We start from the raw sequence: 21,301 nt of genomic DNA, 5'->3' as shown, positions 1-21,301 counted from the left end.
CAGCCACTCTTCACGCAGAGAATCCAGGAGAACAACCGTCATGGACAACACCGACGCCCCCAACGACCCAGTCATCACCTCGTACGCGAAGGCACCTGCCCGAACTGTCACCGCCGGAGGCGTCAGCTACGCCTACCGCGAGCTGGGGCCCAAGGGCGGCATCCCCGTCGTGTTCTTCGTGCACCTGGCAGCCACCCTTGATAACTGGGACCCCCGTATCATCGACCCCATTGCCAAGAACCGCCACGTCATCACCTTCGACCAGCCCGGCGTCGGCGCCTCCACCGGACGGGTTCCGGACAACATCGAGGCAATGGCCGACGACGCCTACACCTTCATCAAGGCCCTTGGGTTCGACAAGATAGACGTCTTCTCCTTCTCACTGGGCGGCATGATCGCCCAGGACCTTGCCCTCAAACATCCCGACCGTGTCCGCAAACTCGTCCTGACCGGAACCGGTCCGCGCGGGGGCAAAGACATCGACAAGGTCGTCGGCACCACCTACCGGGACATCCTCCGGGCAACCCTGACCCGGTCCGACCCCAAGGAATTCCTGTTCTTCAACCGCAACGCCACCGGCAAACCCGCTGCGAAAGCCTTCATCAAACGCCTGCAGGAGCGAACCATCGACCGCGACAAGCCGATCAGCCCCCGCGCATTCCGAATGCAGCTGAAGGCAATCCAGGCGTTCGGCCGCTCCGCCCCGTCGGACCTGTCCACCCTCACGCACCCCACTCTTATCGCCAATGGCGACAACGACCGCATGGTGCCCTCCGTCCTCTCCGAAGAACTGCACCGGCGCATCAAGGGATCCGAACTGATCATCTACCCCGACTCCGGCCACGGCGGCATCTTCCAGCACCACACTCGGTTCGCACCCGCCGTCGTCGAATTCCTCGCCCCCTGACCACCACCGCCCGCGACCAGAAGTCCTCAATGGGCACCTCACCACCAACCACCGGACCACACCTGGAAAAGCACTTCACTTCTTCAGCCATCAGCTGAAGCCGGGGGCCTATGCCATCCATGCCTATGACGTTGAAGCAGCACTGACGCATGTCAAGCGTGGCGGGATCCTCCCCCACTACGAAGAGCAGGGGCGCCGACCGGAGGGCCGGTTTACGCAGCGCCGGTATACTCATTATTGAGTCGAGTCAGTTTATCTCCGGAGGAACCCATGCCTGTCACGTCCCAGCCGCTCGGACGGCGCGAGCGGAACAAGCAAGAGAAGCTGGACCGCATTACCGCCGCAGCCAGTGAGCTGTTCGCCGAATACGGGGTCGAGGACGTCACCACCCAGCAGATCGCCGACAAGGCCGACATCGGCACCGGAACCCTATTCCTCTACGCCAAAACCAAGGGAGAACTCCTCCTCCTCGTTCAGAACGCCCACTACGCAGAAGCGCTCCAGCGGGGCCGGGCGGATGCTGAAACCACCCCGGATGCCCTGGGTGCGGTGATGGCCATCGTGCGGCCGATCGTGGAGTGCAACCGAACCCAGATCGACAACGGACGCTTCTACCTGCGGGAAATGGTCTTCGGCGACCCCACGGAGCCACAGCACAGCGCTGCTCTATCCATCGTTGCGCAAACCGAGGAAGCCATTGCCGCCATACTCGACAGGGAAAAGCCGGCCGGCGCGGGTGACGCCGCGACGGCGGCGCGCATTGTCTCGGCGATCATGTTTGTCAGCATGGCCGCAAGCGTAAACGCCGGATTGGAAACTGAAGCACTGGAGCGGGACATCAGGACACAAATCAGCCTGCTCATACCCCGCTGACGCGGCCGGCAAACTCGATCAGGACGGCAGCCACTCGTTACGTTTGCGGTCGGCGAGGCAAACCTCTGGCCTCTGGCCATAGCACCTTGGCACACGAATCGCCCTAAATCAGCAGCACTGGTCGGCGAAGCCCCTGCAGGAATATCGGCACCTTTGGGCGATGTCCACCTGCTCGGTGGTTAAGTTTCCGGCGGCAATGGCCGCCTGGACTTGCAAGGCCAGTGTGTCCGTGTACCAGCCTCGACTGGATGACGTTCAGTAGTCGCTGGTTCGTGCTTCAACGTGATCGTCGCTGAGTCCGGTGACCTGATTGATCCACGCTCCGAAGTCACGGCTCGGCGCGTAGCCTGTCTCGGTCCAGCCGAGTTTGCTTGGCTTTACGGGGGGTGCTGAGATGTCCAGGCCAAAGCGCTGGACTACGGTCCGGGCCCCGGGAAAAGGCGGTCTGCGGTGCCGATTGGGTCAAGTTTCCACTCGGCCAGGTCTGCGGCCGGGACTGCGTCCGGATGAAGGGCATCCAACACCAGCCCGCCGTCGTTTGCTGCCACATAGTCCGTCGACAACACGATTGCGTCGAGCACGTCATTGCGATCTACGCGCTCGTAGAGCAGGCCGCGACCATAGTCACGGGCCCAGTCCGTCCAGGGCACCAGCGAAGCAGGGCGGACCGCAACATATGATATGCCGTGACGCCTCCGGTGATAGTCCAAAAGCTGCTCGCCGATGACTTTCGTGAATCCGTAGACGTCGCTCGAGTCATGCCAAGCCTGCGAGGAAAGCCAGACCACTTTCCCCACGCCGGCGGCGACGGCCGCCTGCAGGGTGCGGAATGTGCCATTTACATTGAGGTCCCAGAATTCCGTTTCAGTGTGATCGGCGACGTGGATGCCGTGCAGGGCCGGCAGGTGCACGAGAATGTCGGCGTCGACCATCGCGGCCTGGAGGCCCTCTCCGGTCCGGACGTCCGCCGCGTCGAAGCGTGCTTCCGTAGCCAGGCCGTCGACGGGTTTAAGGTCGGACAGGGTCAACTGGTATCCAGCGGCTAGGAGTCGTGGGGCGAGGCCACGGCCGATGTTCCCGCCGGCACCGGTCATGACGACGCGCGTACCCCTTGGCGCGGTGGCGGCATGGTTTCCGTAATTCATTACGCTCCTTTCCGGAAGTCGGGACATGCTGGAGGGTTTCTCCAGCATGCCCTGATCCGGGTCTTCGGTAGGTTCGTTGCCCCGAGCACGCCTGGCTTGCCTCACGGGCGGCTAGATCGGGCCAGCACCGGCGTGTCTGGCGAGACCTCGGCCGGATGATCGACGAGGTGACATTTCTGCCTTGACGGCGGCGGCCGGCAGGGCAGATCAATGCGTGGGAGCGCGCCGCGAGGACGGAGACCCGGCTTCGGGACACGCTCCTGGCGCGTTGGTCTGTCAGGGGGTCGGCCGGATAGCAGTGTCTGAACTGTAGGAGGTGATCTGGGAGGCTGTCCCGCTGTCGAGCACTTTCGAGTGGGTAGTTGAGGCGTCGAGAACGACGTGCTGGGAAGCGACGTCGCTGACCACGTGGTTGAGCGCGACGACGTTGGCGTCCCCTCCGGCGATCAGGATCTGCGTCGGTTGGGCGCCGGCGGGGGCGATGTTGGCGGGCGGGACGTTGTAGGCGAAGAGGTTGTCCGAGATGAGGTTGTTGTCTCCCGCGATGTGGACTACGCCGTAGAGGTCGTCGAGGCCGTTGCCGCGGCCGATGAACGGCGGGTACCCCTCGTTGGTCCGGCGGATGTGGTTGGCCGTGATGAGGTTTTCCTTGCAGCCGTTCAGCAGGCGGAGCATGCCCGGGTAGAAGCCTTGGAGCCTGTTCGAAGTGACCGAGCACCGGTTGCAGCCCGTGAATTCGATGAGGCTGCGGCCTCGGGGGAAGAGGTTGTTGCCCGTGACGAGGAGGCCTTCGTGGTTCTCGGCCAGGAGCGTGACCCCGTCGGGACCGGCGCCCATGTGATTGCCGCTGACAATTGTCGCCTGCCCGGCCCCGGTGAGCTCGACGCAGTTGCCACATTCGGCGATCATGTTGTCGTTGACGCGGAGTGCGTCCGCGCCGCGCACGATCAGGGCGTGTTCGAGGTAGACGAATCCCATGCCGGTGATGTGGAAGGAGTCGTTATCGGAGGCGACTTCGATTCCGGTCTTGCCGTTGTGGTAGCTGTTCTTGCCGGGGGTGAAACCGACTCCGTCGAGGCAGAAGTCCCGGAACACGATTCCTGAAAGACGCGGATCCCCCGCCCGCTTGACGAGGAATGCCTGGGGCGCGCTCGGAGAGGTCAGGACGCGGATGTGGCTGGCTCCGGGCTGGAGGTTCTGCCATCCGGTCGGGTTCGAGTTGTCGAGGATGCTTCGGGAGAAGAAGCCATGCCCGAAGCCGGCGATGGTCAGGTAGCTCACATCGACGACGACCTGGGTGTGCAGGTCGTAGTCGCCCGGAGGGATGATGATCGCGGCTCCGGGACGCGCGTCCGGGGACGTCTGCCGCTGCTTGATGTCGGCGATGATGTCGTTGATGACCGCCCCGATGTCGGATTGCGCGGTGACCTCCGGGTGGGCCTTGATCCTCCAGGTGGTGACGTCGTACGTGTTGGGCGAATTGAGGGGTGCGCCTTGCTGGCCGTCGGCCGCATTAGCATTCTGTGTTGTTCCGAAAGTCAATGCGGCCGCAAGCGTTCCGGCTGCTCCGGCACCGATCAGCCGGCGGCGGCTTGGATTCGCATTTTCTAGATTCTTTCCAGTTACCACGGGTTTCTCCTCTGTATGAGATAAGACTGCTGCTCAGAATCGGGCGTTGCCGGGCCGGCCGCCGAAGGCTTGACTGTCCTTGTCATCCGCCTCGGCGGCATCACGCTCTTGTTCCCGGGAAACGGCTAATGTCCCACGTGGACTAATGTCACAACTCATGTGCCAAACCGTTTGGGCTAACCAGAGATGACACTAGGAGCCCGGCATGACGGCTGTCAACGCCAAAATTCGGACGGAAGTTTTTGGCACATCCGACGGCGTCTACCAATGATTTGTGACCCTTGACACCCGCCGCGCCCTGCGCGTAATCTGTTGCCAAGTCGTTTTGGCAAAACGGTTTTTCATCTTATCCCGTCTTCGTATTCCGTTCCCGAGAAAGGGAGTCGACAGCGATGTCCTCTCGAAAAACAATCTCCAGGCTTGCCGCCCTCGGCAGCCTTTCAGCCGCGGTAATCCTGGCCGCAACCGCATGCGGCGCAGGGGGCCCGGCGACGTCCGGGGGCGCCGCCGGAAGTTCCATCAACGTCCTCGTGGAGGCAGGCGGCCATGCAGAACTGCAGCCCATCGCCGACCAGTGCAAGAAGGACACCGGGGTCAACGTCAACTTCGTCGAACTCCCCTACGATGGCCTCTTCAACCGTCTCTCCAGCGAATTCTCCTCCGGCACTGTCTCCTTCGATGTTGCGGCTCTTGACTCCGTGTGGCTGCCCAGTTTCAAGGACGCCCTGCAGCCCATCGATGAGCTCTTCACTGACGAGGCAAAGAAGGACATCTTCCCTTCACTGGTCAAGGAAGCCAACGTCGATGGCCATTTCATTGGAATGCCGGCGTGGACCAACGCCGAGATAGTCCTCTACCGCAAGGACCTCTTTGAGGACGCCAAGAACAAGGCCGACTTCAAGGCCAAGTACGGCTACGATCTCGCCGCGCCGAAGACCTGGCAGCAGTACCAGGACATCTCCGCCTTCTTCACCAAGGACGGCATGTATGGCACGGACGTCAAGGGCGGCGTTGAAACCGAGTACCTCACCCACGTGCTGCAGGCCGGATCGCCCATGGTCCTGGACAGCAACAACAACGTCGTGATTGACAACGCGGCCCACAAACAAGCGCTGGATTTCTACACCAGCCTCGTCAAGGACGCCCCGGCCGGCGCGGCCCAGGTCGACTGGGCCGCCGCCCAGAACCTCTTCAACCAGGGCAAGACAGCCATGACCCAGTTCTGGGCCCACGCGTACCGGCAGATCCCCAAGGACTCTCCCGTCTACGGCAAGGTCGGAACAGCCCCGATGATCGGCGGGTCCGCCGGTGTTGCCGGTGTTCCGGGCCCCTGGTACCTCTCGGTACCCAAGGCCACCAAGAACACGGACGCCGCGAAGAAGTTCGTCAAGTGCGCCTTCGACCACAATGACCTGGCCATCCAGTCAAGCCTTGGCCTGGCAGCACGGGTCTCCGCCTTCCAGAAGTACCAGGACCAGCCCGGCTACGAGAGCTTCAAACCGCTGATCGAAACACTCAACGCTCCCGCGACGGCAACCCGTCCGGCAACAGCAAAGTGGCAGCAGATCGTCGACACCGTACTGGTTCCGATGCTCCAGAAGGCCGTCGCCGGCGGAGACAGCACGACCTTGCTCGCGGACGCCAAGTCCAAGATCCAGGCCCTCCTTAAATAAGACTCCGCGGCCGGCAGCAGCCCATGGCGTTGCCGGCCGCGGCCCCAACCAGCGGAAGAGAATCCCGTGCGCATCCCTGATCGCCGCTTCGCCCTCTACCTGATGACCCCGGCGGCGTTGTTCCTCGCAGTCTTTGTTGCCTACCCGTTGTTCCGGTTGGTCACGGACAGCTTCTTCAAAATCTCCCCGATCGTCGGGGGCCCCCGTGACTTCGTGGGCCTGGACAACTACGTCCGGGCCTTCACCTCAGAGGCCTTCATCGGTGCAGGATGGCGGACCCTCGCCTACACCCTGATGGTGGTGACCCTCGAGTTCACCCTGGGTCTGGGCATGGCCCTCCTGTTCACGACCCTGGGCCGGAAATCCCAGGTCTGGCGGACCATGTTCCTGTATCCGCTCATGATTGCCCCGATCGTGGCCGGCCTGCTGTGGAAGTTCCTCATGATCGACAACTTCGGCTTGCTCGGCACCCTGCTCAGCCAGGCCGGCATCCTGCAGAACCCAAACCAGATCGGCTGGCTGTCGAACCCGGACATCGTCCTGTTCTCCGTCGCCGTCCCGGACATCTGGCTCACGACATCGTTCATGTGCCTGGTGCTGTTCGCGGGCCTGCAGAACATCCCGGGAGACCTCATCGAGGCGGCCAGGCTCGACGGCGCCCGCGCACCGTCGCTGCTGTTCCGGATCATCCTTCCGCTGCTCCGGCCTGTCATCGCCGTGGCGCTGGTGGTCCGCGGCATCGACGCAGCCCGGGCCTTTGACACCATCCTCATCCAGACCAACGGCGGACCACAATCCGCCTCCGAAACCATGAGCCTGCTCATCTACCGCACGATGATCCGCTTCGGCGACCCAGGCCTCGCAAGCGCCATGGGCACCATCTACCTGCTGGCGATGCTCGCCATCGCCTTCGTAGCCGTAACCACCATCTGGCGGCCAGGAAAGGACACCTGATGAGCTCGGCCCAGACCCCCGACGACGGCGCCATGCTGGCCGCCGCCGTTCCCGAACGGCCACGCCACGCCGGCACCGCATACCGCAATGCGCCGGCACCGCACCAAACGGAGAGCATTATGCCAAGCCGAACAGCGACTGCGCCTCAGACCACCACGGAACCGGCGTCGGCCAGCGGAGGCCGCAAGCGCCGCGGCGTCAATCGCGAAGGACTCGAAGCCGGCAAGCGCAGCACCAGGACCATCCTGTGGATCCTCCTCGCCGCGGCGCTCGTCCTCTACGGCTTCCCGTTCCTGTACCTGCTGTTCACGTCCTTCAAGACGCCGATCGACACCATTGCCGTGCCGCCGACGATCCTCCCCAAGGAATGGACGCTCGATAACTACGTCAACGCCCTGGGCCGCAATGGAGTGCCGGCGTCGTTCATCAACAGCATCCAGACCGCCGTCATCAGCACCCTGCTCTCGCTCATCCTGGCCGTCCCGGCGGCCTACGGCATCACACGCTACAAAACAGCCAGTGGCAGGGTGTTCATCATGGCTGCGCTCGTCACCCGCATGGTCCCCCCGGTCGCCATCGGCATCCCGCTGGCGTCCATGATGGCCTCGGTCGGCCTGGCCGACACCCCGATCGCACTGTCCATCGCGCACACAACCATCTCGCTGCCGCTCTCCATCTGGCTCATGTCCAGCTTCTTCGAGGCCGTCCCACAGGACCTGGAAGAAGCAGCTACCGTGGATGGCTGCAGCCGGCTCGGAGCCCTGTGGCGGGTGGTCATCCCGGTGGTCTCCGGAGGCATCGCCGTGACAGCGATCTTCGCCTTCCTCGCCTCCTGGAACGAGTTCCTGTTCGCGCTACTCATGACCGCCGTCCGGTCCCAGACCACACCCGTGGTCATCGCAAACTTCCAGACCCAGTTCGGACTGGACTGGGGATCCATGACAGCCCTCGCCGCCGTCTACTCGATCCCCGTCATCCTCCTCACCCTTCTCCTGCAGCGCAAGATCGTCGCAGGCATGACCCTCGGCGCCGTCAAGGGCTGAGAAGCCACAGCAGAAAGGGAAGAACCAATGTCAAGCAACAACCACTACGACGTGACGACGTGGCCCGTCGGCAATCCGTCCGAGGACGTCGGTGAAGTAATCAACAGCATCATCGCCGATATCAAGGACCGGCAGACCGCCACCGATGCGAACAATGGAGGAAAGCCAGGCGCGGTGATCTACATTCCGCCCGGAGACTACCGCCTGCGTACGCAGGTGCTGATCGACGTCAGCTTCCTCAGGATCCACGGCTCCGGACACGGCTTTACGTCATCGAGCATCCGGTTCAACGTCCCCGAAGACGAATGGCCCGACCTGCATGAGCTATGGCCCGGGGGGAGCCGCATTCTCGTCGACCTTCCCTCCGGCGGAGACGGAGAGGAATCCAAGGGAGCCGCCTTCTACGTTGAACGAAGCGGAAGCCCACGGATCAGCTCGGTCGAGTTCTCCAACTTCTGCATCGACGGGTTGCACTTCGCCCCGGACGGCTCGGGAATGCACCCCGAGAACACCTACGTCAACGGCAAGACCGGCATCTACGTCGCAAACGCCAATGACTCATTCCGCGTAAACGGCATGGGGTTCGTCTACCTAGAGAACGCCCTCACCATCTACAACGCGGACGCGCTTTCCGTTCACGACAACTTCATCGCCGAATGCGGCAGCTGCATCGAGCTGCGCGGGTGGGGACAGGCATCGAAGATCACCGACAACCTGGTCGGAGCAGGGCCCAAAGGTCACTCGATCTACGCCGAGAACCATGGCGGGCTCCTGATAACCGCGAACAACGTCTTCCCCCGCGGTGCGAGCAGTGTCCATCTGGACGGGGTCACGCGTTCAAGCGTCACCAACAACCGTTTGCATTCGTTCTACCCTGGCATGGTGGTTCTCGCAGCGAACAGTTCGGAAAACCTCGTGGCCACGAATCACTTCCTGCGTGACCACGAGCCCTGGACACCCTTCCTGGGAGTCGACAACGGATTGGACGACCTCAACGGGCTTCTCTGTGTCAGCGGCAGCAACAACTCTGTCATCGGGAACCACTTCTCCGAGATCATCGACTCACAGAGCATCCGGCCCGCAGGTGCGACGCCCGTCATCATCCGGCTGATGGCGGGGGTTGGCAACTTCGTTTCCAACAACCACGTGGTGGCGATGGACGTTCACGCCACGTCCAGCGGATCGGCTTTCGAAGCTCAGGTGGACGCGCTGTTGACGACCCAGGCTTCGGACGCCCTTGCCGTGACGGCCGTCATGGTCGATCCCGCATCAGCCCGGAATACGATCCTTGATTCCGGAAGTGACGCCCAAGTTATCGCGGACAGGACTGTTAACGCCTTCAGGGCCACACCCGCGGTCGGTTTCCAGGCGGCACACGAACCACTTGTGGTTCAGTAGCCCGCTCAGGCCTGGCGAGTCCCTCGGGGATCGCCATCGGGCCTCTGGGACGAATAGAACGTACCCAGCAAGTACCCGGACATAGAATCAGCATCAACATAAGGACGTGGGAGAGCAATGAACAAGTCAGTTGGAATCAAGGACGTGGCAGCCGCAGCCGGCGTCTCGGTCACAACGGTCTCCCACGTCCTCAATGACGTTGCCTACGCCCGGGTGGGGGCGGAGACGAGGGAACGGGTCCACGAAGCGGCGCGGAGTCTCGGATACGGCCCGAACCGGCTGGCGCAGGCCCTGCGCACCCAACGTTCGGGCATGATCGGGTTCATCAGCGAGGAAATCGCCACCACCCCGCACGCCGGCCGGATCATTTTGGGGGCCGAGGAGACGGCACGTGCTCGCGGATACCGCATCATGATCATCAACTCCACCAGCACCAGCTCCCAGGATTCCAGGGAAAGTGATGTGGCGGATCTGCTGGACCGGCAGGTAGACGGCATCCTCTACGCCACCATGTATCACCGCAAACTGGCCGTCCCCAAGAACCTCATCGGACTCCCCGCTGTCCTGGTGGACTCCGAAGACATCAGCCACACCGTTTCCTCCGTCATCCCCGACGAAATCGCCGGTGCGAGGTCGGCCGTACAAACCCTGATCGACGCCGGACACACCCGCATCGGCATGCTCAACAACACCGACGACGTCCCGGCCACCCACTCCCGGCTCAAGGCCTTCAAAGACACACTCGCAGATGCCGGGCTGCCCTATCACGAAGAACTGGTCCAGTCCGAGCCTTCGGAGGTGCCCGGCGGCCACCAGGCGGCCCTGCGCCTGCTGAAAACCCCAAACCGGCCCACGGCCGTGTTCTGCTACAACGACCGCATGGCCATGGGCGCGTACCGGGCCGCCGGGGAACTTGGCCTCAGGATTCCGGACGACATTTCCATCGTCGGTTTCGACAACCAACAATTGATTGCCGAAAACATCTACCCCGCACTGACAACCGTCGCCCTTCCGCACTACGAAATGGGCGCCTGGGCCACCGAAAACCTGATCGACGCCATCGAGGGGAAAACCGACCTGCAGCTGTTCGCCGCTCACCCGACCCTTCTCCCCTGTCCCCTGGTCCTTCGCGATTCCGTCGCCTCCCCAAGACATCAGGACGCTTCGAGCAGAGCAGCACCGGATTCACCTACACGCCCCAACACCTGACCTCGAGCGCGTCCAGAAACAGACGCGCCCAAACCTCCAAGGACCTTGAATGCACAGCACCCCAGTTCCCCCATGCCCTGAAACGGATGTCGTCGTCGTCGGCGAGGCCATAATCGACATCATTGACACCGCTGCAGGGGCCGTCGAGTTCCCCGGTGGATCAGGGATGAACGTCGCGTTCGGACTCGGCCGGCTAGGCGTCAGCACCGCATTTCTCACCGCACTGGGCAGGGATGAACGCAGCAGGAGCATCCAACAACACCTGGACACCGCAGGAGTACGCCTGTTCCCGGGAGCCGAACACCTCAACCGCACGTCCACAGCCAGGGCGCTTCTGGACAGCAGCGGTTCCGCAGAGTACGAATTCGACTTCGAATGGAACCTCCCCCACATCAGCCCCACTTTCCTCCCGAAGGTGCTGCATACGGGGTCGCTGGCCTCCTTCACGGAGCCCGGAGCAACCCAAGTCCGGTCCTTGCTCGATCAGTTCTCCCGCCGCTGCTTGATCACGTACGACCCCAACATCCGCCCGACACTGCTCCACAGCCACACTGAAGCGCTCAGGACTTTCGAACACACAGTTGCCCTGGCTACCGTTGTGAAGCTCAGTTCGGACGATGCCCGGTGGCTTTACCCGCGCACGTCTCCTGACGACGTCGCGCGACGGCTGCTTGATCTCGGGACGGAACTTGCAATCATCACCGATGGCGCATCCGGATCCTATCTGCGCTCGAATGCTGCCGAGATCGAAGTGCCGGCACCACCAGTGCTCGTCAAAGATACTGTCGGCGCAGGCGACTCCTACATGTCATCGCTTATCGCCGGCCTCATCGAGGACCCCGAGGACGATTTCGGCTACGGCAAACTCACCCGGCTGGGAACCGCCGCCTCGCTCGCTGCGGCCATAACGGTCGGACGGCACGGAGCGAACCCGCCAACGCGGGCGGAACTGATCCGATCCCTGGAAATGGCCCAGACGTCCCGAAAGAACTCCGATGACTGAAACCACAGCGCACCTTGCCGGGGGCCGCGCCGAAGAAACCGCCCCCACCATGCGGCCAATACTTCACTACACAGCCAAGAACACGTGGCTGAACGACCCCAACGGACTCGTGTGGCACCAGGGCGTCTACCACCTCTTCTACCAAAACAACCCCTTCGACAACGTCTGGGGCAACATGTCCTGGGGACACGCCACCTCAACCGACCTTCTGCACTGGACCGAACACCCGGTTGCCATCGCCTGCAACGAGGAAGAAGACGTCTTTTCCGGCAGCATCGTGGTGGACCACGGCAATACGTCGGGATTCGGCACAGCAGAAGATCCGGCCTTGGTGGCCATCTACACGAGCGCCTTCAAGGAAGGCTCGGTGCACCAAGGGACACAAGCCCAGTCTCTCGCGTTCTCAACGGACGCCGGCATGACCTGGAGCAAATACGCAGGCAACCCCGTGCTTGGCCGCGGCTCGGCCCATTTCCGGGACCCCAAGGTGTTCCGCTACGAGGGACCGGCCGGTTCCCGCTGGATCATGGTGGCGGTGGAGGCCCAGCACCAGCAGGTTGTGCTTTACCGCTCGGCCGACCTCAAGGACTGGGAATACCTGAGCACCTTCGGCCCAGCCAACGCCAGCGACGGCGAATGGGAATGCCCCGACCTCTTCCCGCTCCCCGTCGACGGAGACCCGGACAACGTCAAATGGGTCCTGGTGGTCAATATCAACCCGGGCGCCGTGGCCGGCGGCTCCGGAGGGCAATACTTCGTCGGCGACTTCGACGGCGTGCAGTTCACCGCCGACCCTGATTCGCTCGTTCCAACCGATGCCGACGGGAACGTAGATCTCAGACACTGTCTGTGGCTCGACTGGGGACGTGACTACTACGCCGCCGTCTCCTTCAGCAACGCCCCGGAGAACCGCCGCATCATGATCGGCTGGATGAACAACTGGGACTACGCCAACTCCTTGCCCACGTCACCGTGGCGCTCCAGTATGTCGCTTGCCCGCGAGATCGAGCTCGCGACGGTGGACGGTTTCCCGCGCCTGGTGCAGCGCCCCGTGCTGCCATTGGACTCCGGGGAGCCTGCCCGCACCATCCAGAACATGGAACTTCACAACTCCCTGCTGCAACTGCCCGACGCGACGCCCGGATCAGCCCAGCTGATCGAGGCCGAGATCCTGCCCGGCACGGCACGGCACATTGCGTTCAGGCTTCTCGGCGCACCGGACGGGAGCGCCGCAACGGTCCTTAGCTTCGATGCCCTGACGAGCCGGCTCACACTGGACCGCCGCAACTCCGGAAACACCGCCTTCCACGATAAGTTCTCGTCGGCTGAGTCCGCACCAGTGAAGCTCGACGGCGGCGCGCTTCGGCTAAAAGTAATCATCGACCAGTGCTCGGTGGAGGTCTTCGCCCAAGACGGCAGGGTTGTGCTGAGCGATCTGGTGTTCCCCCGGTCCGGGAACCTGGGCACCGACGTGTACGTCGAAGGCGGCACAGCCACGGTGCGGAAACTGGGCGTCACGTCCTTGTCCTAATGGCGGCACCGTGCTGCAGTGCCCACCGGGTCCTGCGGGAAAGAGTGCCCCAAAGGCCATAAGAGGCCGAACGCTGCGAAGGAAGCCGTCAACAATTCAGCCGTACGCTGTCACTCCATTCGAGCGCGAATCGTCGGGATCCCCAGACCGGCAGGTCCCCACTGGACGGATTCTTGCACGACGTCCCGTTTTTCTCGATGAAATTGGAGGGTGAGATCAAGGCCTTCGAGCTCGCCTCACCAGCCGCTTGTTTCGGCGCTCACAAGCCGTGAATTCCGGCTGCGTGGCGTGGTGTGTTCGGCGGCGATCGGGCGGGCACCCCGCGTCCGATCGCTGGCCGGCTAGCAGGCCTCCTCCGGGTGGCGGACAGAGAGCTCTCCTGACTTGACAGGCCTTCCGCAAGCTTCGCAGCGCACCTCAGCCACAAACATTTCGCCGCACGCATCATGCACAAACTCGACTACCGGAACGTCCGCGTCCCGGTATGCGTCACCCCAGCGCTTCAGAACCAAGATGATCTGGCCCAAATCCCTTCCTTTTTGGGTGAGTTCATACCCGGAGCCCCCGCTGCTTTCCGACAACCGCTGTTGGACAATCCCGGACTCCGTGAGCTTTTTCAAACGCGATGCAAGGATGTCCCTTGGGGCTCCCACGGCACGCAATATTTCGGTGTACCGCGACGCGCCGAACGCCAGCGCGCGAACGATGTGGAGCGACCACCGGTCATCGATCGCGCCAAGAGCAACGGCGAGTGAGTCTTTCGATGGTTTGTTTTTCAAACCGCCTCCTGTACGATTGCCTCGGTTTGATATTCAAACCATTCTAGTCGAGGAAGCCCTGAAGATGTCATTTCCCCATCCAGCCCGGGCCGGGAATGCCGCTCCCGGAACTCAGCACAGCGCGTGGATAGCCCTGGTTCTTACCGGGCTCATCATTGGTACGGCCTTCATCGCCATCTACGTCGGCATTCAGCGCAGCCCCGCACCGTTGCACTTGCCGCTGGCTGTAGTGGGCGAACCGCTCGCCACGGCAACTCAAAAGGGACTGGGCGACGCCGTCACGGTGACCGAGGTCACCTCGCTCAGCGAAGGCACCCAGATGGTTCAAAATGGCGCCGCGGTTGCGGCGGTGGCCCTGACCGCGCCAACCACGTTGCAGTTCGACTACGCCGGCGCAAAGGGCCTCAGCGAGAGCGGAGCGGCCCGCGCTCTGGTCCATGGCGTAGCGGACCATGCCGGGCTTACCCTGCAGGAGAAAGACCTCGTGCCGCTGGCGCAGTACGACAGCCGAGGGCTATCTGCCTTCTACGTCGTATTCGGCGTCACACTCTCGTCATTTGTTCTGGCGCAAGGTCTCACCGGGGCCGCTGACAAGATCAGGCTGCGCCACCGCCTGTATGCCATGGGCGGATTCGCCGTACTGATCGGCGTCGTCGGGGCAACAATCGCCGGCCCCATCCTCGGAGCCCTGACGGCCCCGTGGCCGCTGCTCGCGGCAACTCTCGCGCTGCTCTCCGCGTCGGTCGCGTTCACGACCAAGGCGCTCGGCGCCTGGCTGGGACCTGCGGGGATCGCCCTAGCAGTCATCACGCTAACCATCGTCGGCAACGCCGTCAGCGGAGCGACCATCGGCTACGACATCCTGCCCTCGTGGGGGCAAGCGGTCTCAGCGATTCTTCCCCCCGGCGCAGCGGTCCGAGCCGTCAATGACTACGGCTACTTCAACGGAACGGCCGCATGGTCATCGCTTGGCGTCCTCGCGCTTTGGGCGGCAGCGGGCTTCGGCCTGGTGTTGCTCTGCTCGGTGGCCCGCGTAAACCGCACCAAGTCTGCCGAGTCACAGCCGAACCCGGAAATCCCAGAAGCGGATCTAACGCATCCGTAGGCGGTGAGCGGGCCTTTGCGCCCTCACGAGCCTCGCCGGTGTACACGCACGTACCCGTTCGGCCGCCGTCGGGTTCTGGACTAAGGGCTGAGATGCCCCAAGGCCTCCCCTGGGAAGTCGCGCGGTGGTTGTTCCATGGGCTCGAGCGAGGCGATTACGGGCTCACCAAAAATTAGGAGGAAACCTCATGTCAACCAACAACCCAGCGGAACGGTCGGAAACCTTCACCTGGATTGATCCGGCAATCGCGCTCGAACAGCTGCCACGGCTGTCGGGTCTGGACTACTTTTCCGGCCTCCGCGACGGCAGGATTGCGCCGCCGCCGATCGCTTCCCTCATGAATTTCGATCTCGTCGATGCGAAATACGGACACGTCGAGTTCCAGTGCTGGCCGGGAGAAGCGCACTACAACCCCCTCGGAATGGTGCACGGCGGCCTGGCCTGCACGCTCCTCGACACGGTGCTCGGCTGCGCAGCACACAGTACCTTGGAAGCAGGGATCGGCTACACCTCTATCGATCTGGCGGTCAAGTACCTGCGACCAATCACGCTCAACAAGGGTGAACTTCGTGCGGAGGGGTCAGTCGTAAAATCCGGCCCGCGGGTGATATTCACCGAAGGCCGCCTCAGCACCGCCAGCGGAGAACTCCTCGCAACCGCCACGAGCACGCTGCTTATCTTCCCCCACCAACCGGGCGCTCTGACAACATGACTGATACCGGCACCGCCGTTGCCCTGTGACGCCTGCCGCTCAGGATCGCGCGTTACCACCGGGCCCCCCTTTCGGTTGCGTACGCGAGTGGACTTGGGCCTCCTTCGCCGAAAGTAGCCAAGCGGACGGTAACCCCGAGTTGTCGGATATTGTTTTGCACGTCTAGTGGTAGTTGATCGTCAGTTACGACAGTGTCGAGCATTTGCAAAGGTGCAATGTTGAAAAGGGAGACGGTGCCGAACGTGGTGCTGTCCGCGAGTAGGAACCTCGAGGACGACGCTTTGAGGGCTGCCCTTTTTACCTCGATTTCGTCCATGGAAGGTGCCATGAGGCCCCTGGAAATGTTCCACGTCCGGCTGCTGAGGAAGGACAAATCAATGTTGACGAATTTGAGCATTTCGGTCGCGAGGGGCCCCTGACCGGAAGCGCTCGCTGGGTCCACTACTCCGCCAGTGTGGATGGTTTCTATGTTCGGGTAGGCGAACAAGCTTGTGACGATGTAGAAGTCGTTGGTTACTACGGTAAGGTGCCGGCGGGCGGCGAGGAAGGGCACGAGTGATCGACACGCGGTGCCGGCGTCGAAGAAGACAACCATGTCATCCTTTATTGATTGGGCTGCGAGCTTGGCAATCGCCTTTTCGCGCGGGGCTCCGGGTTGGGCCCGAAGTTTGGGTTCCCCTGCAGGTTCCTGGCCGTGCTGCTTTGTGAGCCGAACACCACCGCGGACTGAGCTCACTTGGCCAGTGGACTCTAGGGCAGTGATGTCACGACGGACCGTCATGTGAGAGACATTCATATAGGCCGTGAGGCCGCGGACACTCAGAATGCCCTCCTGCCGCAGGAGGCGGAGGATTTCTTGGTGCCTCTGCTCGGGAATCATGGATCGGGCTGCTGGACTCACGAGGTTCCCTTCAAAGGTTTGGACCGGCACCATGAGCGGGCGCCTAGAGGTTTGATGCGTGACGGCGGCTTTTCGTCTGAACCGTCAAGTAGCCCCTGTTTTCTTGCGTATGGTCTACGGCCCGATATCCTCACCTGGCGTCCGAGGATTCCGGGCATGTTCTTCTGGGTCCCGATGGCTCAAGACTTGTCGCTTCCCTGCCAGTCGGGCGCCTGAACGAGCTCCACCCGATATCCGTCTGGATCGAGGAGGTAGACCAGCCACCCGCCTGCAATGGGGCCTGAGGCCGGGGCAACGGGTTCGGATACCGCCTCGTAACCAAGAGCTGTCATCTTGGCGTAAACCTGCCGTACGTCGATGTCTGTGAAGGCAAGGTGTGCTGTGCCCGGCTGCGCCTCCGATGGGTCGACTGCGGGCAGTAGAGGCTCGGCATGGGCAAGTTCCAGCCGGAAGGCTCCGTCACTGGTAGCGAGAAGCATGGCTTTGACCTTTACGTTGGGACGGCCGTAAAGTTCGCCGATGTATGGTCCCGACGTCCACGCATCCAAGCGGGTCAGTCCAAGGCCATCCACGTAGAATCGCGCGCTGCGCTCCATATCCGTTACGTGCAGGGCAGTGTGATGATGTCGCATTAAGTGTCTCCTTGGTGGGTCAAGGACTTCCTACTCGTCTCCGATTGTTGAATTGCTTTGCAGGAGATGAGACCAGCCTTGAAGCGTTGATATTGGATGGGTTGGGGGCATGGGCATAGCAGCGCTGGGCGACGGCATGTGAGAAGCCCCGTGCCGGTTGGTTTCAGGTTCCGATTCCCAGGTGTGCTCCGCCTGCCACGTCGAGGGACACTCCTGTGATGTAGCGGTTGTCGGGATCGGCAAGGAAGAGGATGGCGCGGGCGACTTCGTCGGGTTCGGCGAACCGGCGCATCGGCAATTGCGCTGCCCGCTTCGCCCGGTTGGCAGCCGCGTCCGGTCCGGAATCTTTGGCAAATTGCGCCCACATGGGTGTGTTCACCGGGCCCGGTGCGATGGCATTGACGGAGATCCCCTGAGGTCCCAGCAATTCTGCAAATGACCACATGATGTGCAGTACGGCTAGCTTGCTCGCGTTGTACGGCAGGTAGTTGAGGCGTGCTTCCTTGGCCGCAACGGAGGACAGGACCACGATGGCGCCGGCGGTGCCGGACTCGAGCATCGATTTGGCTGTTTCCCGCACCATCGTGAAGGTCGCGGAGGCGTTGATCCTCAGAATGGAGTCGAACTCTTCGGTTGTTGTCTCCATAATGCCGGGGGTGGGGCCGAGCACTCCCGCTGCGTGGATCAGGACATCAATGCGGCCGTGTTTGGATGCGATGTCCTGGATTGCGGCTGCGCATTGCTGTTCCGAGGTGATGTCGAGGGGGTAGAACGCCTCCAAGGGCTGGTCCTCTTTGGGGGAACGGTCAGCGCCAACGACGATGGCGCCTGCAGCTTTGAGTGCGCTGACAGCGGCGTCGCCGATTCCGCCGCTGGATCCGGTTACCAGAACCACCTGGTCTTTGAGGCTCATTTGATATCGCTTCCATGAATGTGGGTGCACCGCGGTCCCCCCGCGGCTGGAGAGTGAGGTGATCGTTTCATGTTCATTTCCTTAGTTGAGATTGCTCGGTTCGGCCGGTCGCCATGCGGTCAGGTTTGATGATGCTACGGGGCGAGCTCGTCCTTAGCTCGGGAGGCTACCGCTGCCAGGAGGGCATCGGCGAATTCGGTGGCGCGGAGTGCCTGGGCGAATGTGACTGCAGGGGTTTCACCCGAGCAGAACCTCAGAGCCGACTCGGCCTGGCGAAGGAAGAGGTCCGAGGGATCGAAGGTCTTCTCGTACTGGCTGCCGTCCCGTTCCCACGCGTGGAGGGAATCGTTGGACCACAGCATCCGGCCGGTGCTTGCCAGGACATCGATGGTGAGGCTCCAGTCCCCTTGGTTGAGACCTTGAGACTCCTGCCAGGGAGACCAGTAGCTCTGAAGATTAAACACCGTGCCCTCAGGAAATTCGAGGGTGGCGACGACGTGTTCTGGTACCGGCGAGCCGTACAGGCTGCTGCTGGCGCTGGTGGCCAGTACTTTCGGGTCGCCGTCGAACCACGATGACACTAACTCGATGGCGTGGATGCCGTTGATGACGGCGACGCCGCCCTCTTTCGGGTCGGCGCGCCACGAGTCGACCTTCTGTTTATGGGCCACGGAGCGGACGGACACGGCGATCACGTCGTGGTCCCTGACCCATTGTGAGACAACCGGTGCGGCGGGGTGCTGGTGGAGCGTGTACCCGACCATGAGGCGTTCGTTGGCGCCGGATGAAGCGGCCAGGACGGCGGCGCCCTCTGCGTCTGCGGCGACCGGTTTTTCAGTCAGGACACGCAATCCCCTGTTGAGCAGGTCTGCGCAGACCTCCGGTTGCATCGTGGTTGGGAGGGCAACGACGACTAGGTCCAGGTGCTCGGGGCGGAGTGCCTCTGTGCTGGGCAGCAGCACTGCGCCCAGCTCCTGGGCGAGTGGGTAGGCGCGGTCGTCCTTGTCTACGAGAGCCGTGACGTGGGCACCGGCTGCGGCGAATGCTCGTGCGTGTCGTGATCCGGCCCAGCCGGCTGCTCCGACGACGGCGACCCGGGGAGCCTGTTCCGTTACGGTCATGATTTGACGCCTCCCGAGGTCAGGCCGGCGATGAACCAGCGTTGGAAGGCGGCGAAGATGGCCAGGACGGGTACGAAGGCGACGATGACGAAGGCGCCGAAGGCGGCCCAGAAGTTGCCGTAGCCGGTGGAGATGTAGCGGACGATGCCGTTTTGCACGGTCTTCATGTCCTCGGTTGTTGCCAGGACGGTCCCGACGAGGAAGTCGTTCCAGACGAACACGAAGATGAAGATCGCAACGGCGGCTATGCCAGGACGGATCAGGGGCAGCACGATCCGCAGGAGGATTTGGCGTCGGTTGCAGCCATCGATCGCCGCTGCTTCCTCGATCTCAACGGGGATGTTTTCGATGAAGTTGCGCAGGAACAGGATCGTTTGTCCGCAGATGATGCCCGTGTAGACCACGATCAGCAGGGGGTAGGTGTTGATGAGCGCGGTTTTTACAAACATGGAGTAGAGCGCAATGAAAACGACGACGCCTGGGACCATGGACAGCACGAGGATTGAGGTCATGAGGCTTTCCATGCGACGGCCCCGGTAGCGGGTCGCGACGTACGCTGCGGGGACGCAGACGGCCAGGGCAAGGATGATCGAACCGATGGCGTAGATCAGCGAGTTCAGGAAAAAGCGCATGTTGGTGGAAGTGAACAGTCCGCCGTAGCTGTCGAACGAGAACGGGTTCGGTATCCACACAGGTGGGAAAGCGACCGTGTTCGCATCGGTTTTCAGGGACGTCGATAAGATCCACAGGACGGGAGGCAGCACCAGGGCGGCGGTGACTGCGACGACTGCCCAGATGGGTAGCCGCCGCAGAATATGCCCGGGTCGGCGGCGTGCCGGAATGGTGGCAGTCACAGGGTTTCCTTCCGTCGGAAGCGGATCGCTACCAGGGTCAAGGCGATGTTGATAGCGAAGAGCAAAATAGCTGCGGCAGAGGCGCCGGAGAGATCGAAGTCCTGGAACGTCTTGTTGAATACCCGCATGGAAAGCGTTTCCGTTCCGCCCAGCGGGCCGCCGCGGGTGGTGACCAGGATGATGGTCACCATCTGCACATACAGCATCAGGAGGACGACGACGACGGAAACGATGGTGTTCCGAAGAAAGGGAAGTGTGATGTTCACGAATCCCTGCCAAACGTTTCCGCCATCCACCCGCAGGCTCTCGTAAAGTTCGGTTGGCACAGTCTGAAGCGCCCCGAGGAACAGGACCATCGCCTGGGGATAGGACCACCACGCAGTGATAAGCGTTAGCGCCAGCAGTGCAGAACCCGGCGTGGAGAACGCATCGGCGGGGCCGAAGCCAAGGGCTTTTGTGATGGATGTCCCGGGGCCGTAGGTGGGGTTGAGGAACCACAGCCAGAGGGTGCCAACTGTGGCTTGTGACATCAGCCACGGAAGCAGGAACAGACTCCGCACCGTCCGCTTGAAGCGGATGATTTTATTCAGGACCACCGCTGAGACAAAGCCCAGTGGCAATGCAATAGCCAGTGCGCCGAGTGAGAAGACAAGGGTGGTGCCGATCTGTTTGGGAAGGTCCTTGTCGGTGAAAAGTTTGGTGAACGACTTTAGTCCCGAGAAGTCCTTGATTTGGTAGTACGTGGTTTCGTGGAACGCCGTCCAGGCTGTGAAGAGCAGGGGCCCGACGAAGACGAAAAGGAAAACTGCAACGACCGGGATGACGTAGAGCCAGACCGCGCGGTCCTTCCGCGCAGGCCGTACACGGGGATCGGTACTCCGTGCTGCGCGTCGTTCTTGTGTCACTGACATGGGATTCG

20 protein-coding genes are annotated in these 21,301 nt (G+C 62.4%); 11 read left to right on the top strand and 9 right to left on the bottom strand.

The annotated features are described in order from the left end of the window. The first annotated feature begins 40 nt into the window (after window positions 1-40). Entirely contained in the window at window positions 41-907 is an 867-nt protein-coding gene (locus VLA65_RS19100) for an alpha/beta fold hydrolase (protein ID WP_332603402.1), read from the top strand. Window positions 908-1,177: 270 nt separating this feature from the next. Beyond that, the gene (locus VLA65_RS19095; RefSeq protein WP_332603401.1) at window positions 1,178-1,780 is read left to right on the top strand and encodes a TetR/AcrR family transcriptional regulator; all 603 of its coding nucleotides are present in this window, start codon (window positions 1,178-1,180) and stop codon (window positions 1,778-1,780) included. A gap of 416 nt (window positions 1,781-2,196) precedes the next feature. Here the strand turns inward: VLA65_RS19095 and VLA65_RS19090 are convergent, their stop codons facing one another. Then, a complete protein-coding gene (locus VLA65_RS19090; RefSeq protein WP_332603400.1) occupies window positions 2,197-2,925 on the bottom strand; it encodes an NAD-dependent epimerase/dehydratase family protein in 729 nt (242 codons plus the stop codon). A gap of 276 nt (window positions 2,926-3,201) precedes the next feature. Next, window positions 3,202-4,554: a NosD domain-containing protein gene (locus VLA65_RS19085; RefSeq protein WP_284991696.1), complete on the bottom strand. Its 1,353-nt coding sequence runs from the start codon at window positions 4,552-4,554 to the stop codon at window positions 3,202-3,204. A gap of 392 nt (window positions 4,555-4,946) precedes the next feature. Between VLA65_RS19085 and VLA65_RS19080 the strand changes: the two genes are divergently transcribed. The 7 genes from VLA65_RS19080 (at window position 4,947) to VLA65_RS19050 (ending at window position 13,365) form a co-directional block, all read left to right on the top strand. Further along, the gene (locus tag VLA65_RS19080; RefSeq protein WP_059389039.1) at window positions 4,947-6,227 is read left to right on the top strand and encodes an ABC transporter substrate-binding protein; all 1,281 of its coding nucleotides are present in this window, start codon (window positions 4,947-4,949) and stop codon (window positions 6,225-6,227) included. A gap of 66 nt (window positions 6,228-6,293) precedes the next feature. Beyond that, entirely contained in the window at window positions 6,294-7,181 is an 888-nt protein-coding gene (locus VLA65_RS19075) for a carbohydrate ABC transporter permease (protein ID WP_284991694.1), read from the top strand. A 119-nt stretch (window positions 7,182-7,300) separates the two neighbouring features. Beyond that, a complete protein-coding gene (locus VLA65_RS19070) occupies window positions 7,301-8,224 on the top strand; it encodes a carbohydrate ABC transporter permease (protein ID WP_332603432.1) in 924 nt (307 codons plus the stop codon). Window positions 8,225-8,251: 27 nt separating this feature from the next. Next, window positions 8,252-9,622 carry a NosD domain-containing protein gene (locus VLA65_RS19065; protein WP_332603399.1) on the top strand — a complete coding sequence of 457 codons (1,371 nt, stop codon included), beginning with the start codon at window positions 8,252-8,254 and terminating at the stop codon, window positions 9,620-9,622. Between the two features lie 117 nt (window positions 9,623-9,739). Beyond that, window positions 9,740-10,831, top strand: a complete 1,092-nt coding sequence (locus VLA65_RS19060) for a LacI family DNA-binding transcriptional regulator (protein ID WP_332603398.1) — start codon at window positions 9,740-9,742, stop codon at window positions 10,829-10,831. A gap of 49 nt (window positions 10,832-10,880) precedes the next feature. Further along, complete coding sequence (locus tag VLA65_RS19055; RefSeq protein ID WP_332603397.1) at window positions 10,881-11,834, top strand: carbohydrate kinase family protein; 954 nt, start codon at window positions 10,881-10,883, stop codon at window positions 11,832-11,834. Next, window positions 11,827-13,365, top strand: a complete 1,539-nt coding sequence (locus tag VLA65_RS19050) for a glycoside hydrolase family 32 protein (RefSeq protein ID WP_332603396.1) — start codon at window positions 11,827-11,829, stop codon at window positions 13,363-13,365. The genes VLA65_RS19055 and VLA65_RS19050 overlap by 8 nt, the downstream gene beginning before the upstream one ends. Before the next feature lie 341 nt (window positions 13,366-13,706). Here VLA65_RS19050 and VLA65_RS19045 read toward each other — a convergent pair whose 3' ends face one another. Next, on the bottom strand, window positions 13,707-14,144 hold the full coding sequence (locus VLA65_RS19045; RefSeq protein WP_332603395.1) for a winged helix-turn-helix transcriptional regulator: 438 nt from the start codon (window positions 14,142-14,144) through the stop codon (window positions 13,707-13,709). A 64-nt stretch (window positions 14,145-14,208) separates the two neighbouring features. Between VLA65_RS19045 and VLA65_RS19040 the strand changes: the two genes are divergently transcribed. After that, a complete protein-coding gene (locus VLA65_RS19040; protein WP_332603394.1) occupies window positions 14,209-15,249 on the top strand; it encodes a hypothetical protein in 1,041 nt (346 codons plus the stop codon). 187 nt (window positions 15,250-15,436) lie between these two features. Next, window positions 15,437-15,961, top strand: a complete 525-nt coding sequence (locus VLA65_RS19035) for a PaaI family thioesterase (protein WP_332603393.1) — start codon at window positions 15,437-15,439, stop codon at window positions 15,959-15,961. Between the two features lie 52 nt (window positions 15,962-16,013). Here VLA65_RS19035 and VLA65_RS19030 read toward each other — a convergent pair whose 3' ends face one another. The 6 genes from VLA65_RS19030 to VLA65_RS19005 form a co-directional block, all read right to left on the bottom strand. After that, a complete protein-coding gene (locus tag VLA65_RS19030; protein ID WP_332603431.1) occupies window positions 16,014-16,841 on the bottom strand; it encodes a DeoR/GlpR family DNA-binding transcription regulator in 828 nt (275 codons plus the stop codon). 200 nt (window positions 16,842-17,041) lie between these two features. Next, window positions 17,042-17,494, bottom strand: a complete 453-nt coding sequence (locus VLA65_RS19025; RefSeq protein WP_332603392.1) for a VOC family protein — start codon at window positions 17,492-17,494, stop codon at window positions 17,042-17,044. A gap of 163 nt (window positions 17,495-17,657) precedes the next feature. Continuing rightward, on the bottom strand, window positions 17,658-18,407 hold the full coding sequence (locus VLA65_RS19020; protein WP_332603391.1) for an SDR family NAD(P)-dependent oxidoreductase: 750 nt from the start codon (window positions 18,405-18,407) through the stop codon (window positions 17,658-17,660). A 134-nt stretch (window positions 18,408-18,541) separates the two neighbouring features. Beyond that, window positions 18,542-19,528, bottom strand: coding sequence for a Gfo/Idh/MocA family protein (locus tag VLA65_RS19015; RefSeq protein ID WP_332603390.1), 987 nt, complete (start codon window positions 19,526-19,528; stop codon window positions 18,542-18,544). Continuing rightward, window positions 19,525-20,382 (bottom strand): carbohydrate ABC transporter permease, encoded by an 858-nt coding sequence (locus tag VLA65_RS19010; protein ID WP_332603389.1) that lies wholly within the window; start codon window positions 20,380-20,382, stop codon window positions 19,525-19,527. The genes VLA65_RS19015 and VLA65_RS19010 overlap by 4 nt, the downstream gene beginning before the upstream one ends. After that, entirely contained in the window at window positions 20,379-21,293 is a 915-nt protein-coding gene (locus VLA65_RS19005) for a carbohydrate ABC transporter permease (protein WP_332603388.1), read from the bottom strand. The genes VLA65_RS19010 and VLA65_RS19005 overlap by 4 nt, the downstream gene beginning before the upstream one ends. Window positions 21,294-21,301: the final 8 nt, after the last annotated feature.

Source organism: Arthrobacter sp. S2(2024) (assembly GCF_036662515.1).
In the GTDB taxonomy this organism is placed as follows: domain Bacteria; phylum Actinomycetota; class Actinomycetes; order Actinomycetales; family Micrococcaceae; genus Arthrobacter.
Note: the sequence above shows the minus strand (reverse complement) of the source record. Positions and strands in the feature narration are given on the sequence as shown.

What these genes read in the sequence shown, in the direction of transcription:
- VLA65_RS19020 (WP_332603391.1), bottom strand. Translation starts at nt 18,407, where the DNA reads ATGAGCCTCAAAGACCAGGTGGTTCTGGTAACCGGATCCAGCGGCGGA.
- VLA65_RS19055 (WP_332603397.1), top strand. Translation starts at nt 10,881, where the DNA reads ATGCACAGCACCCCAGTTCCCCCATGCCCTGAAACGGATGTCGTCGTC.
- VLA65_RS19095 (WP_332603401.1), top strand. Translation starts at nt 1,178, where the DNA reads ATGCCTGTCACGTCCCAGCCGCTCGGACGGCGCGAGCGGAACAAGCAA.
- VLA65_RS19090 (WP_332603400.1), bottom strand. Translation starts at nt 2,925, where the DNA reads ATGAATTACGGAAACCATGCCGCCACCGCGCCAAGGGGTACGCGCGTC.
- VLA65_RS19070 (WP_332603432.1), top strand. Translation starts at nt 7,301, where the DNA reads ATGCCAAGCCGAACAGCGACTGCGCCTCAGACCACCACGGAACCGGCG.
- VLA65_RS19005 (WP_332603388.1), bottom strand. Translation starts at nt 21,293, where the DNA reads ATGTCAGTGACACAAGAACGACGCGCAGCACGGAGTACCGATCCCCGT.
- VLA65_RS19080 (WP_059389039.1), top strand. Translation starts at nt 4,947, where the DNA reads ATGTCCTCTCGAAAAACAATCTCCAGGCTTGCCGCCCTCGGCAGCCTT.
- VLA65_RS19030 (WP_332603431.1), bottom strand. Translation starts at nt 16,841, where the DNA reads ATGATTCCCGAGCAGAGGCACCAAGAAATCCTCCGCCTCCTGCGGCAG.
- VLA65_RS19065 (WP_332603399.1), top strand. Translation starts at nt 8,252, where the DNA reads ATGTCAAGCAACAACCACTACGACGTGACGACGTGGCCCGTCGGCAAT.
- VLA65_RS19040 (WP_332603394.1), top strand. Translation starts at nt 14,209, where the DNA reads ATGTCATTTCCCCATCCAGCCCGGGCCGGGAATGCCGCTCCCGGAACT.
- VLA65_RS19035 (WP_332603393.1), top strand. Translation starts at nt 15,437, where the DNA reads ATGTCAACCAACAACCCAGCGGAACGGTCGGAAACCTTCACCTGGATT.
- VLA65_RS19100 (WP_332603402.1), top strand. Translation starts at nt 41, where the DNA reads ATGGACAACACCGACGCCCCCAACGACCCAGTCATCACCTCGTACGCG.
- VLA65_RS19025 (WP_332603392.1), bottom strand. Translation starts at nt 17,494, where the DNA reads ATGCGACATCATCACACTGCCCTGCACGTAACGGATATGGAGCGCAGC.
- VLA65_RS19015 (WP_332603390.1), bottom strand. Translation starts at nt 19,528, where the DNA reads ATGACCGTAACGGAACAGGCTCCCCGGGTCGCCGTCGTCGGAGCAGCC.
- VLA65_RS19060 (WP_332603398.1), top strand. Translation starts at nt 9,740, where the DNA reads ATGAACAAGTCAGTTGGAATCAAGGACGTGGCAGCCGCAGCCGGCGTC.
- VLA65_RS19050 (WP_332603396.1), top strand. Translation starts at nt 11,827, where the DNA reads ATGACTGAAACCACAGCGCACCTTGCCGGGGGCCGCGCCGAAGAAACC.